The sequence below is a fragment of the Brachybacterium tyrofermentans genome (assembly GCF_039526165.1).
GTDB classification, from domain to species: Bacteria; Actinomycetota; Actinomycetes; order Actinomycetales; family Dermabacteraceae; genus Brachybacterium; species Brachybacterium tyrofermentans.
On record NZ_BAAAIR010000006.1, the window covers coordinates 22,804 to 36,059 of the forward strand.

The window sequence follows — 13,256 nt, forward strand, 5'->3', positions numbered from 1 at the left end:
GCTATAGGCCGTAGAGACGGGGCGTGCCCCGCGCGGCTCAGCTGGTCGCAGTCCGCGGATCCGAGGGGTGCTCGTTCTCCGTGATCTGCTTCCACAGCTCATCCCGCTGGACGCTGAGGTCGCGGCAGGCGGCGAGGAAGCGCGCCAGCGAGGCGCCGGGACGGGTGTCGCCGAGGTAGTACTCGGTCAGCCGCCGGCGCTCCTCGCGATCCGGATCGACCTCGATCTGCTCGGTGACCATCTCCCCGGCATGCTCGGCATCGGCGGCGTCCAGGCGCGGCAGCACCTCGAGCATCCTGGTGCCCGCATCGCGGGAATCGGCCCCGGCGGAGCGGGTGACGATCACCGGCTTGCCCGTGGCCAGCCAATCGTTCGCCACCGCGGAGACGTCGCAGATCAGCAGATCCGCCTCGGCGAAGTCGCGCTGCAGCGCACGATCGCCGGAGATGGTGTGCCAGCCGCCCTCGAGCAGCTCCCGCACCGCGCGGTCCGCCTCCCCGAACTCCGGGACGCGCACGCCCGTCAACGGGTGGGGGCGGTAGATGATCCGATAGCCCTTCGCGAGCAGCGAGCGCAGCATGGCGTCGGCATGCGTCTGCAGAGAGCTGTACGCGACGCTCGCCTGCCCGCCCTCCCAGGTGGGGGCGTACAGCACCACCGGATCGTCGCCGCGCCGCTGAGCAGTGCCGGGTTCCACCCTGTCGGTGTCCAGCGAGGGGCGGCCCACCTCGATGCAGCGCGATTCGGCGTCGAACAGGGAGGTGTACCGGGCGAAGCGGTCGATCGCCGCCTGCCCGGCGACGAAGGAGTAGTCGTACGCCTTGACCTGGTTCGAGACGGAGACGCCCTTGTCGGAGTCCCCGTGGAGCAGGGAGACGTGCAGTGCGGAGCGCGCCCGCAGCGGTGCCATGTTCAGCGGGTTGTAGTTCACGTACAGGATCAGCTTCGTGCCGCTGCGGATGATCAGCGCATCCAGCGTCGCGTCCTGCGCGATCGTCACCACCGGCAGTCCGGACTCCTCCCGGATCGTCGCCGCGACCCGGGAGTCCATGCAGACGATGGTCACCCCCTGGGCACGGTGCAGCTCTCGCAGCGGCCCGTACCAGCCGCGCAGCTGGTAGAGGCTGTCGGCGGTGTCGGCGAAGTACACGATCACCTCGCCGTCCAGCGCACTGTCGCGGAGGGTGGCGTCGTCCCCGAGCCCGTCGGGCATCCCGCCCGGCAGCAGGCCGTATCTGCGCAGGAACTTGCCACCGGCGCTGCGGATGCGACGGTTCAGGGTGTTCTCCCGGGGCTGCATGACCTATGAGCCCCCGTTCTCGGCGTGCGACGGGGCGACGGACCGGTCGAACTGCTCGGCCCATGCCGCCTTGGTGGTGGCGCGCGGGAGGTCCCGCCGGTACTGCCGGCGCAGCGACGACCAGCGCAGAGCCATCCGCAGGTGGCGTCCGAGGGTCCGGGTGAGGAGATGGCGGGCCGTCGACCCCCGCACGAGGTGGACGGCGCCGTCCGGGCTGCCCCCGTCGGTGATGATCACGGCGTCGGCGCCCAGCGCGGTGCGCCAGTGCAGCTGCTCGGCGGTCATCGCCACCACGACCCGGGGCTCGGCATCGGGCCGGACGATCCGCAGCAGGGCACGCAGCAGCGCGGGAGCCAGCGGCAGGGGAGCGGCGCGCGGGGTGGGCAGGGCATCCGCGGAGGTCGGGTTCCGAGCGTTCCACCGCGTCACCAGCTCCTGCCCGTCGGCGCGCGCCCGCTCGAGATCCAGGCCCAGCCAGCTGGACGGCCCGGCGAGGAAGGCGTCGATGCCGTGGTCCCAGAGGGTCGCGGTCAGGTGGTGACCGGACAGGATGTGTTTGAGCTGGTGCAGCAGCGAGGAGAGGATCACGCCGCGACCGGCGTCATACGCGGCGGCGGTGGCCAGGCGGTTGCGATGGAGGACTCGCGAGGTCCAGGACATCTGCGTACGGAACGCATCCCACGGAGGATGCGTCACGCTCGTCCCGGGCAGCACCACGTGGCGGTAGCCGTGGCGGGTGGCGCGCAGGCCGTATTCAGCGTCGTCCCACTTCAGGAAGAACGGCGCCGGCAGGCCCAGCTCGGCGACGGTTCCGGGCGGGAGCAGCGTCGCCCACCATCCCGTGTAGTTGGCCTCGCCGCGGGCACGCAGGAACGTCCAGCGATCAGGCGACGTCCCGGTGAGGTCGACGGGGCCGCGCACCCCGTCGGCCGCATGCCACTGGAAGTCGTTCGCGCGCACCGCCTCGGACAGGGCCGTCAGCCGCATCGGGTCCTGCGCGGAGAACAGCGGCGTGCCGAGGATGGTGGGCTGCGCGGCGAGGGACTGGAAGGTCACCATGCGGCGCAGCGACTCCTCGCTGATGATCGCGTCGTCGTCCGAGAGCAGCACGGCATCCTGCGGGAACCTCTCGGATTCGCGCATGCCGCGGGCATAGCCCCCGGAACCGCCCAGGTTCGCCTGCGTGATCAGCTGGATCTCCGGGGCAGATCGTTGGAGCCGACGGAAGTCGTCGTGGTCCGCGAGGCTGTCGCCCTGGTCCACGACGATCACGTGCTGCACGCACTGCATCCGGGCGAAACGCGCGGCCTGCGCGACCGCATCCGCCTCCCGGCGGTAGGTCGGCATCACCACGGTGACCTGCGGGGTCGTGATCGAACGTGCGGTCGTCCAGGCCACCGAGCGCACCTCGCCCTCGACCCAGAGCCAGTCGTGGTCGTCGGCGGCGAGCGAGATCTCCCGGTGCCCGTCGACCAGGGGGCCCAGAGGGAGACGACGCCCGTCCCGGGATCCCCACAAGGTGGCGCGGGCGCCTTCGACCTGTACGGCGACGGTGCTCGCGCCGAGCACGGTGCGCCAGACGGACACCGGGAAGGCCTGCTCCCAGAGCGAGGCCGTGGCGGTGGTCCCTGCAGTCCCTGCAGTCTGTGCGGTCTGTGCAGTGTTCGACGTGCCTGCCACGAGCCCGGCCGTGCCTGCCGCGTCCTCGGCGGCGTCGACGGTGCACGAGGCGAGAAGGAGGGGCGAGGGATCCGGTGCGGCGTTCATGTGGCGCTCACGGGGTGACCCGAGGGGACGCTGCTCACGGGGAATCCCGAGGGAGCGCTGAGGCGTCGATGCGGGCTGGGTGCCATTCGTCGACGCTCCTCCCGCGTGTGCTGGATCAGGGGCTCGAGCGTTGTCCTCGCGGGGGAGACGCCGAGTGTGGCGGTGACGCCGCATGCGAGGAGAACCCCCGGGACGGCCGGGACTTGGACTATAGCAATGTGAACTCCGCATGAACGCCATCGCGATGCTGATCGGCGCGCCGAACCGCACTGCCGCGGAGGCGCCACGGAACAGCCCTCCGTCCCGGTACCCTGCAAGGGTGAATTCCGCAGCCGAGACCCTCGATCTTCCGGGCATGCCCGAGGCCGACGCGCCGAGCGCCCGGGTGGGCACCGACCCCGACCATCCGCATCCGGGCCAGTGGCGCCTGATCGCGGTGCAGGTGTCGAACTGGGGGACGTTCCACGGCACCCATGACCTGAAGATCTCCTCCAAGGGCTTCTTCCTCACCGGCGGCCCCGGCACCGGCAAGTCGACGCTGCTCGATGCCGTCAGCGCCCTGCTCACCCCGCCGCGCACGCTGCAGTTCAATGCCGCGGCGTCCGACGCCGGCCCGGCCCGCTCGAAGTACCGCCGCACGGTGGCCAGCTACGTGCGCGGCGCCTGGGCTATGCACTACGACCAGGCCACCGGAGAGTTCAGCCAGGAGGTGCTGCGCGACAAGACCACCCTGTCGGTGCTGACCATGCGCTACTCCGACGGGATGGGCGGCATCGTCCAGCTCTCCCGCCTGCTCCTGCTGCATGCCGGGCACACCTCGGACTCCGACGTGAAGAGCCTCTACGTCATCTCCCGCACGCCCCTGGACGTCACCGACCTGCGGCAGTTCGTCTCCACGCAGATCGAGGGCAAGGCGCTCGAGAACGCGCACCCCGGCACGGAGACCTTCCGCCAGTTCCGTGAGTACCGCGCCGCCTTCAGCCAGCTGCTGGGCATCCCGGACGAGAAGGCCCTGGGCCTGCTGCACAAGATCCAGTCCGCCAAGGAGCTGGGCGACGTCAACGCCCTCCTGCGCGACTACATGCTCGACGCCCCGCGCACCTTCGAGCTCGCCGACCAGGCGCTCGCGAACTTCCAGAACCTCTCCGAGGTCTACCAGGCCCTGGTCACCGCCCGGGAGCAGCGCGACCTGCTGCGGGGGCTGCGGGAGAACCACGAGGACTGGACCGCGATGCGCGCGCGCGGCGGGGAGCTCGTGGACCGCCGCGCCGATATCGATGTCTACGCCGCCCAGCACCTCGTGCGCCTGCTCGGTGACGAGACCGGCAGGCTCCAGCTCGAGCGCGACCGGCTCGGGGCTCAGCAGCGACGGCTGACCCAGGATGTCGCCGAGGCCCGCTCGGACCTCGCCCAGCTCAAGGAGCAGCGCAAGCGGGCCGGCGGCGGAGAGATCGACGACTGGAAGCAGCAGATCGCCGGCCTCGAGGTCGAGCGCGACCGACGCCGGGAGCGCGGCACCGAGTTCGCCGCCCTGCTGGCCACCGTCGAGCTGCGCACCCCCTCCGGCGAGGACATGTTCCTGGCCCTGCAGCGCGAGGTCGACGCCCTGCGCGATGCCCTGGAGGCCGAGGAGAAGGGCGCGGACTCCGCCCGCTGGGAGGCGGAGGCGATGGTGCGCGAGCTCTCCACGACCCTCGCCCGCACCCGGGAGGAGCTCGCCTCCCTGACCTCGCGCGCCTCGAACCTGCACTCCGAGGACGTCGCCCTGCGCGACCACATCGCGTCCGAGGTGGGCATCGCCCCCACCGAGCTGCCCTTCGCCGCCGAGCTGCTCCAGGTGCGCGGCGGCGAGGAGGAATGGACCGCGGCCGCCGAGCAGGCGCTGCGCGGGCTCGCCCGCTCGATCCTGGTGCCGGACCGTGTCTACCGCGAGGTGGCGGCGGTCATCGACCGCACCAAGCTGCGTCGGCGGATCTCCTACAACCGGGTCAACACCGACCTGCGCCGCCCGTCCAAGACCATCGACGAGCGGTCACTGGCCGCCAAGCTCGAGGTCAAGGACGGCGAGTTCCACGTGTGGCTGACCAGCGAGATCGCCTCCCGCATGGACTACACCTGCGCGGAGACCCTGGAGGAGTTCACCCGGCTGAACCGTGCGGTGCTGCGCTCCGGCCAGATCAAGCACTCCGCGTCGCGGCACGAGAAGAACACCGACCGCCAGATCAACGACCGCTCCCAGTGGGTGCTCGGCTTCGACAACCGCGCCAAGCGCGCCGTTTTCGAGCAGGAGCGCACCCGCGCCGAGCAGTCCCTGTTCGAGGCGCAGGCCCGTCGCAAGGACGTCGAGTCCGAGCGCGAGCAGCGCCGGGAGCGGCTCTACGCCCTGCAGTCGATCAGCTCGGTCACCTGGGACGACATCGACGCCGCCTCGGTCGCCCGGCGCGTGTCCAACCTGCGCGACATGGTGCGCGCGGCGGAGGACGGCTCGGCGGCGCTGAGCGAGCTGGCACGGCAGATCGACGACGTCGAGCGCTCGATCGCGGACTCCGACGAGGAGCTGCTGGAGGTGGTGCGCACCGCCGGCAAGCTCGGCGAGCAGGCCGAGCGCGCCGAGGAGCGCCTGGTCGAGGCCCGGGACCGGGTCGCCGAGTCCAGCCTGGCGCCCGAGGTCGAGGCGGAGCTGGCCGAGCGCTTCACGGCGATCGCCCCGACCCTGCTGATCGGGAACATCGATCAGGTCACCAAGGACGCCTCGGCGACCCTGGACGCGGAGCTGATGGCCCTGACCCGGCGCACCTCCCGCACCGAGGAGGACATCCGCACCGTGATGCGTGAGTTCTCCCGGCGCTGGCCCGCGCAGGCCGGGGACACCGCGGCGACGCTGGAGGCGGCCGACGACTTCCTGGCGATCCTCCAGCGGATCGAGGAGGAGAAGCTGCCCGAGGTCGAGGACCGCTTCTTCGAGTTCTTCACCGGCAACACCCTCGGAGACGTGCAGGCCCTGGCCACGGCCATCGCCCGCGAGCCCGCCGAGATCCGCAAGCGCCTGCAGCGCATCAACGCCCTGCTGTCCCAGGTCGAGTTCCATTCCGGCCGGTTCCTGCAGCTGTCCATGCGTCCCGTGCACCTCACCGCGCTCGATGAGTTCAAGCGTGCCCTCGAAGATGCCGTCGCGGACATGGCGCTGAACGACATCAGCCGAGATCGGGACCTGGCGGAGGAGCGTTTCCTCTCCCTGCGCCACCTCATGGACATGATCGGTGCGGCCCGCACACGGGACGACCAGATCTCTCGGGTCATCCTCGATGTGCGCCGCCACGTCCACTTCCATGCCGAGGAGGTCGACGCCGAGGGGACCGTGGTCCATGCGCACGAGTCCGGCGGCCCGCTCTCGGGCGGCCAGAACGAGCGCCTGGCGACCTTCTGCCTCGCCGCGGCGCTGCGCTACCAGCTGGCCGGCACCGGCCAGGAGGTGCCGCGCTTCGCCCCGATCATCATCGACGAGGCCTTCTCCAAGGGCGCCGGCAAGTTCATCACCGCGGCGATGGAGTCCTTCCGTCACTTCGGGTTCCAGGTGATCCTGGCCAACCCGGGGAAGAACCCCCAGGCCCTGGCCCCCTTCATCGGCGGCGTGGGAGTCGTCTCGATCCGGCAGGACCGCTACTCCTCGGTCGCCCCGGTGGAGTTCGTCCCCGTCCAGGAATGAAAGCCGCCGGTGGGGAGTTCTCCCCATCGGTGGCCCCCCGGGCGACGATTACGCTGGACCGCGGAGTCGGCGGGATCAGCAGGATCGGCGAGTTCGGCGTGATCGACGGGTTCGACGAGTTCGACGAGATGACCATCCACGACTTGATCGACAGCTCAGCCCCGGACGGGCCGGCTGCACAGCGCATCGGCGACCCCGACGGCGCGCGACGCGAGAGGCGGGCACGCATGTCGACAGCGCCCACAGCATCCCCGGCGACCCTGCCGGAGCAGCATGAGATCTACGACTGGGTCCGCGGGCTCCTCACGGGCGTGACCGACGCGGTGCTGGACGAGCAGCCCGAGCTGGGCGGCTTCGTCGACCGGCGGCCCCAGCGCGATCGCTCCTCGGGGGAGACCTGGCGCGGGACGGGGACGCTCTGCCATGTCAGCGCCCTGCTGGCCAGTTCCGGTGCGCCGGACCTGAGCGGGGACAGCGCCCGGGACCTGCTGGCTGCCGCCGATCGAGCGGCTCTGGCACGGGGACTGCGCCGTCGGTCGGAATCCGAGTCCCAGGGGATCAGCGGCGCCACCTGGCGCACCGGGAGGGGAGACCTCCTCGAGGTGATCGTCGGGGTGCAGGTCGCCGTCCGCGTGATCAGCGCGCCGTTCCTGGCCGCAGCGGCCTCCCCGGTGGTGGTGTCGACGAGCCCGACGACCCGCCCCTCGCGTTCCGTCGGCTGATCCGTCCGCGGACCGGCTGCTCGCCTTACGCGTTCCGTGCACTGATCCGTTCGAGGGCGGCCAGCGGGATCGGCAGCCAGTCCGGGCGGTTCCGCGACTCGTACAGCGCCTCGTAGACGGCCTTGTCGGCCTCGAAGGCCGCCAGCAGCACGCCGAGGGCATCACCAGCGGTGTCGACGTCGGTGTCGGCACGGGGATCGGCCTGGGCCGCCGCCGTGACGATCATCCCGTCGGCCGCTCCCAGGCAGCCCTCCAGGAACGCCGCCCGGGCGGTCCGGACCCACGAGGAGGCGTCCGCGCCCTGCTCGAGGGCCACCGCCCCGCCGACGTAGTCGAGGCTGCGCAGCATGCCGGCCACGTCCCGGAGCGGGGAGTCGGACAGCGAGCGCTGCGCGAGCGGGCGCAGCGGCTCGCCCTCGAAGTCCAGCAGCACCCAGCCGCGGTCCGGGACCAGCAGCACCTGTCCCAGGTGCAGGTCCCCGTGAATGCGCTGCATCGGCGGCCACGGCACGTCGAGCGCGGCATCGAGCAGGGCGTCGAGCGCTGTCCGATGCGCGGCCACCTGGGGGACCTCCGCGGCGACCATCGCCGCTCGGGAGCGCATCTGCTCGACCATCCCGGCTCGCAGCGCGTCGTCGGTCATCGTCGTGCCCAGGGCGCCGGCGAGGTCGCGATGGACCTCGGACACCGCCTCGCCGAGTCCGCGGGCGGCCGCGCTGAAGTCCTCGCCCGCGACGGCGAGCCGCAGAGCCGTGCGCCAGGCGTCCTCGACGCCCGGCAGGAACTCCTGGGCGAACAGGGAATGGGTGCGGAGATCGCCGAGCTCGAGACTCGCCGATCCGATCAGCCGCGGCACGCGGGTGCTGCCGGCCGCGGTGAGCGCCCCCTGCAGCACCACGTCGGGGTTCTCCCCGTCATGGAGCACACGGAACAGCTTCAGGATGATCGGGGACGTCCCCTCGGGCTCGACGATGATCGAGGTGTTGGACTGCTCCCCGGACAGGATCCGGCTGCGCAGTCCGGGGCCGAGGGGGAGCGGAGATCCCGGCGCAGTCCGGTGGGCGAGCACGCTCATCCCGGGCCCCTGCGCCTGCTCGTCGGAGGCCAGGAGGGCGAACACGGCCGCACGACCGTCGACGTCACGCAGGGCGTCGTGCACCCGCACGCGGGCGGCCGGGGTCTCGAGGACGGACACCTCGGAGCCCTCGTCCTGGTCGGTGGTGCGTCGATCGGCGGCCGGGGAGTCCTCAGGCCGTATCAGGAGGGGCACCTGGTAGAGGGCCTCGGCCGGCTCCGTGCCGGCGAACCTCGCGCCGACCACCACGAGGACGACGACGTGGTCCGGTGCGACGCGCAGCGGGGCCCAGCCCCGGATCGAGACCTCAGGAGTCCCTGCGCCCATGTGCGCGAACCACCGCTGATTCGGCATCCAGTCGGCCAGGGGCGAGGTGAGGGCATCGAGGAGCTCATCCATCGGCGGCATCGCCGTGGCGTCGAACTCAGGAGCAGTGGCGGGGGAGCTCGGCTCGTCCATATGGTCACTGTAGGGGCTGGCCCGTCGCCCGGACGGGGACCCGACCACTTTGTCGGCGGACCCTGCTCGCTTGCTACGCTGAGGACGTGCCCGAGCCGACGTCGCGTCCCTGTTCGCGCGCGGGCCTGCGACAGGCCGCCGCGCGCGTCTCCGCGCTGTGCGCGGCCGGAGCGCTCATGGCGTCCCTGACCCTGCCGGCCGCAGCTCTGGGCGAGGACGGCCCCTTCGACTTCCCGGCCGAGACCGACACCCTTGCGATGGTGCCCGGGGCGGTGACCCACGTTCCGCTGGGCGCGCTCATCGACGACCAGCTCGAGGCCGAGGTCGACCTCAGCACCGCCCTCCTCGCCGTCCCGGAGGACAGCGACCCCGCCGTCCAGGGGCTGATGGAGGTCGCGGAGGACGGCCGCAGCCTCACCGTGGCCGGAGAGGGAACCTGGACCCTGCTCGGGGCCGATCTGGTGTTCACCCCGCTGGCAGGGGTCGAGGGACCCGCCGTCCCGATCTCGCTCACCATCGAGGGCCTCCACGACGTGCGGTCACGGCCCGCGGAGTTCACCCCGGAGCTGGTCGAGCTCGAGAACATCCCGGTGCGCGGCTCGGCCGGCCAGAACACGGAGATCCCGCTGGACGGGCAGATCCCGGAGGGCGGGAAGGCCCGCCTCGAGCTGGCCGGGCTGCCTCCGGGGTCGACGCTCGTCGCGGACGGGAGCCGTGCGATCGTTCCCGACCAGGGCATCTGGCAGCTCTCGGCGGACGGGAACACGCTCAGCCACGCGCCGGCAGGGCCGGGACTGGGCCGGCAGGTCGATCCGATGCGACTGGTCGTCCAGGACGAGGAGGGGACTGTGCTGCGCGCGATCGAGGCCCGGCTCACCGTCCCGATCATCTCCGACCTCGACTGGTCCGCCCCCTACGGCGAGGACATCCTGTTCGTGGTGGGGGAGGGCCAGCAGTTCATCGACCCCAGCACCTTGGAGCTGGTGCCCCTCACCGGCGAGGAGAACGTCGAGATCACGGACGAGGGCACGACAGTGGTGGTCCCGGGGCAGGGCTCCTGGACCCTGGATCGTGCCAGCGCCACGGTGCGCTTCTCCCCCGAGAGCGCCGAAGTGCAGGATGCCGCCCCGATGGGCATCTCCGGCGGGGACGGGAAGGGCGCGACCTCCGCGGTCGCGCTGCTCAGCACCGCCTACCCGATGCTCATGGACCGATCCGCGGCGGCCACACCCGGATCGGTGGTCCAGTTCGACCTGACCACGGGCGTGCGCGACGTCCGCTCGGAATCCCTCCGGTTCGATCCGGACTCGCTGCCACCGGGGGCGAAGATCTCGGACGACGGCACGACAGCGGTCGTCGACGGCGAGGGGACGTGGAACATCGACTTCGAGGCGCGCGCGGTGACCATGACCCCCGTGGAGGGGTTCACGGGCCGGGCGGAACCGGTGGGCATCACCGCCCAGGGCATCTTCGCCGACAACGAGGTCCGTGCGTCCCTCACGGCTCGGTTCGCCCCCGAGCTCGCCACGATGCGCGACGACGAGGAGCGCACCGCGCCGGGGACCTCGGTCACCGTGGACCTGCTGGGCAACGACACCGCCGGCAGCGCCTCACAGGCACTGCTCCCGCAGTCGGTGCAGATCGCCTCGCTCTCGGCGACGAACCTCACCGAGCTCACGGACAGCCGCGGCAAGAGGCTGGTGATCCCCGGGGAGGGCACCTTCACCGTGATGGCGAACGGTGCCGTGACGTTCATGCCCGAGGACGGCTTCTTCGGCCGCACCACCCCGATCCGGTACGAGGTGCTCGACGCGACGGGGAACACCACCTCCGCGAACCTCGTGGTGGAGGTGGACCGCGCTCTCACCGGCACAAAGGAGTCGGCGAACCAGGTCACCGGGATCAACGCTCTGCTCTCCGGGCTGATGCCCTCGGCCCCTGCCACCTCGCTGGTGTTCGGCACCATCGTGACCCTGCTGCTCTTCGGCGGCGGCGTCGCGCTGTGGATCGGCCTGCGCATGGAGAACGAGCGCCGCCGCTGGGAGGACTGAGCGACGAAGGGCGGTGCCGGGAGCATGCCCGGCCCGCCCCAGCCTCTCGGGTCCGCCTGAGCGTCCGATCGATCAGCTCGTCGGGCAGCCCTCGGGGATCTCGACCGGCTCCTCGAGGGCGACGGTCGCGTCCTTCTGCTCGACGAGGGTGGAGAACCCGTTGCCCAGCAGGAGGTCCACGGTCTCGTCCTCGCGCTCGTCCAGCTGCAGGGCGGCGTCGGGGACCTGGGCCTGCACGGACTGGGCGGCGAGATAGCCCTTCGGGCCGTAGACCACCGTGGCGGCTCCGCTCGCCTTCTTCGTGTTCCCGGCGTCCCCGACCGCGAAGCCCCGCTCCGCGAGCTGCTCGGTGATGTCCCCGGCGAGCCCGCCGCGTCCGGTGCCGTTGAGCACGGTGACGGTCACCGACTTCGGCGGCAGCGGGACAGCGCCCGGCTCCGGGCAGGTGAGGCCCGTCGACTCCTCGGTGGCGGACGTCGCCCCGATCACCCCGGGTTCCTGGACGGGTTCACGGAACTGCCCGACCGCGTACACGCCGACGCCGATGAGCAGCAGCGCGAGCAGGGAGAAGATGCCCAGCTGCGTGGCACGCAGCTGACGCGTCCGCCGGACGCGCTGCTCGCGTCGGCGGACGTCATCGGCCGAGCGCCCGTAGGGATGGGCATCACGGTGGGATGTGGACATATCAGTCCAGCGGGCGGTAGCGGATGCCGAACGCGTCGAGGCGAGGGAGGTGGGCCCGGAGGCGCTCCTCGAACTCGTCCCAGCTCTGCTCGGGCGATCCCCAGGCGCGCTCGGCGAGGGCGCACATGCGCGGGAACGCCATGTACTGGACCTGCTCGGCGGTGGGCATGTACTCGGTCCACAGCTGTCCCTGGAGGCCGATCAGCAGCTTCTGCTGGTCCTCGTCGAGCTTCTGCGGGGTGAACGAGGCGGTGTAGACGTCCTTGACCGTGGTGAGGCCGCCGATGGCGAGGGGCTCGCCCTTCGGATCGGCCTGGTAGTGGTCGAAGTAGGTGTGCTCGTTGTTCGCGATGATGGTCCGGAAGCCGCGACCGGTGGCGGACTTCAGCCCGTTGCCGTGGCGCCAGTTCATGATCACGGTGTCGTCGGGGAGGTGGCTCTCGAGCACCTCGTCCCAGGCGATGATCCGCTTGCCCGCCTCGGAGAGGACGTCGGCGGCGAACTGCGTGAAGCGGCCTTGGATCTCGGAGACCCGGGTCAGGCCCCACTCGTTCATCCGGGTGCGGGCGGCCGAGGAGCGCTCCCACTCCACGCGCGGGCACTCGTCGCCGCCAATGTGGACGTAGGGCGCCGGGAAGATGTCCGCGACCTGCGTGAGCACGTCACGGAGGAAGTCGAAGACCTCGTCGGAGACCCCGAGGACGTGGTCGGAGATGCCCCAGACCTCGCGCACCCCCACCCGCTGGTCGGGGAAGTTGCCGAGCGTCGGATACGCGGCGATCGCGGCCTGCATGTGCCCGGGCAGATCCACCTCGGGAATGATCATGATGCCGCGGCGGCGCGCGTACTCGACGAGGCCGCGCAGCTCCTCCTGGGTGTAGAAGCCGCCGTGCGGGGTGCCGTCGAACTCCCAGGCGGACTCCTCGCCGCTCATGTGACCGATGAGCGACTGCTCGCGCCAGGCGCCGATCTCGGTGAGCTTCGGGTAGCCCTTGATCTCGACCCGCCAGCCCTGGTCATCGGTCAGGTGGAGGTGAAGGACGTTCAGCCGGTGCAGCGCCATCGCGTCGATCAAGGTCTCGACCTCGGCTACCGCGAAGAAGTGCCGGGAGACGTCCAGGTGCATGCCGCGCCAGGCGTGCTGGGGATAGTCGCTGATGGTCACGCAGGGGATCGACCCCTCGGAGCCGGTGACGATCTGGGCGAAGGTGTTGCGTCCGTCGGCCAGGGCGGCCTCGCTGCCCGCAGTGAGGTTCGCCCCGGTGGGGGAGATCGACAGCGCGTACTCGGTGCGGGGGAGGTCCTCGGTGATCCCGACGGAGATCTCGTCCCACGGCGAACTGGTCTCCCAGGTCCCGTCCGACCAGATGACGGACTGCGGGTACGGCACGAGGGCGAGAGGGTCGGGCATCAACTTCTCCTGAACAGCGACATCGAGTGGTCGATCCCAGTTTGCCATGAGACGCCCGTCACGGTGGACCGTGCCCGCTGT

The 13,256-nt window shown here is 71.3% G+C and carries 8 protein-coding genes; 3 read left to right on the forward strand and 5 right to left on the reverse strand.

Going from position 1 to position 13,256, the window contains the following annotated elements:
- Window positions 1-37: 37 nt before the first annotated feature.
- Together ABD093_RS01150 and ABD093_RS01155 are read right to left on the reverse strand one after the other, a co-directional pair.
- Window positions 38-1,300: a CDP-glycerol glycerophosphotransferase family protein gene (locus ABD093_RS01150; RefSeq protein WP_343921995.1), complete on the reverse strand. Its 1,263-nt coding sequence runs from the start codon at window positions 1,298-1,300 to the stop codon at window positions 38-40.
- Window positions 1,301-1,303: 3 nt separating this feature from the next.
- Window positions 1,304-3,067 carry a glycosyltransferase gene (locus ABD093_RS01155; protein ID WP_343921996.1) on the reverse strand — a complete coding sequence of 588 codons (1,764 nt, stop codon included), beginning with the start codon at window positions 3,065-3,067 and terminating at the stop codon, window positions 1,304-1,306.
- A 355-nt stretch (window positions 3,068-3,422) separates the two neighbouring features.
- Here ABD093_RS01155 and ABD093_RS01160 point away from each other — a divergent pair, with 355 nt between their 5' ends.
- Window positions 3,423-6,773 (forward strand): ATP-binding protein, encoded by a 3,351-nt coding sequence (locus tag ABD093_RS01160; protein WP_226850543.1) that lies wholly within the window; start codon window positions 3,423-3,425, stop codon window positions 6,771-6,773.
- Window positions 6,770-7,495, forward strand: coding sequence for a hypothetical protein (locus tag ABD093_RS01165; protein WP_343921997.1), 726 nt, complete (start codon window positions 6,770-6,772; stop codon window positions 7,493-7,495). Before ABD093_RS01160 ends, ABD093_RS01165 begins: the two co-directional genes overlap by 4 nt.
- 25 nt (window positions 7,496-7,520) lie before the next feature.
- Here ABD093_RS01165 and ABD093_RS01170 read toward each other — a convergent pair whose 3' ends face one another.
- Window positions 7,521-9,029, reverse strand: coding sequence for a maltokinase N-terminal cap-like domain-containing protein (locus ABD093_RS01170; protein ID WP_343921998.1), 1,509 nt, complete (start codon window positions 9,027-9,029; stop codon window positions 7,521-7,523).
- A gap of 86 nt (window positions 9,030-9,115) precedes the next feature.
- On the opposite strand from ABD093_RS01170, the gene ABD093_RS01175 reads away from it, so the two are divergent.
- Complete coding sequence (locus tag ABD093_RS01175) at window positions 9,116-11,080, forward strand: Ig-like domain-containing protein (RefSeq protein ID WP_193118246.1); 1,965 nt, start codon at window positions 9,116-9,118, stop codon at window positions 11,078-11,080.
- A gap of 72 nt (window positions 11,081-11,152) precedes the next feature.
- On the opposite strand, the gene ABD093_RS01180 is transcribed toward ABD093_RS01175, so the two are convergent.
- Both ABD093_RS01180 and ABD093_RS01185 read right to left on the reverse strand, forming a co-directional pair.
- A complete protein-coding gene (locus ABD093_RS01180; RefSeq protein WP_343921999.1) occupies window positions 11,153-11,764 on the reverse strand; it encodes a LytR C-terminal domain-containing protein in 612 nt (203 codons plus the stop codon).
- A 1-nt stretch (window position 11,765) separates the two neighbouring features.
- Entirely contained in the window at window positions 11,766-13,175 is a 1,410-nt protein-coding gene (locus ABD093_RS01185; RefSeq protein WP_193118244.1) for a beta-N-acetylhexosaminidase, read from the reverse strand.
- Window positions 13,176-13,256: the final 81 nt, after the last annotated feature.

Coding starts and splice junctions, on each gene's coding strand:
- ABD093_RS01150 (WP_343921995.1), bottom strand. CDS start 1,300: ATGCAGCCCCGGGAGAACACCCTGAACCGTCGCATCCGCAGCGCCGGT.
- ABD093_RS01155 (WP_343921996.1), bottom strand. CDS start 3,067: ATGAACGCCGCACCGGATCCCTCGCCCCTCCTTCTCGCCTCGTGCACC.
- ABD093_RS01185 (WP_193118244.1), bottom strand. CDS start 13,175: ATGCCCGACCCTCTCGCCCTCGTGCCGTACCCGCAGTCCGTCATCTGG.
- ABD093_RS01160 (WP_226850543.1), top strand. CDS start 3,423: ATGCCCGAGGCCGACGCGCCGAGCGCCCGGGTGGGCACCGACCCCGAC.
- ABD093_RS01170 (WP_343921998.1), bottom strand. CDS start 9,029: ATGGACGAGCCGAGCTCCCCCGCCACTGCTCCTGAGTTCGACGCCACG.
- ABD093_RS01165 (WP_343921997.1), top strand. CDS start 6,770: ATGAAAGCCGCCGGTGGGGAGTTCTCCCCATCGGTGGCCCCCCGGGCG.
- ABD093_RS01180 (WP_343921999.1), bottom strand. CDS start 11,764: ATGTCCACATCCCACCGTGATGCCCATCCCTACGGGCGCTCGGCCGAT.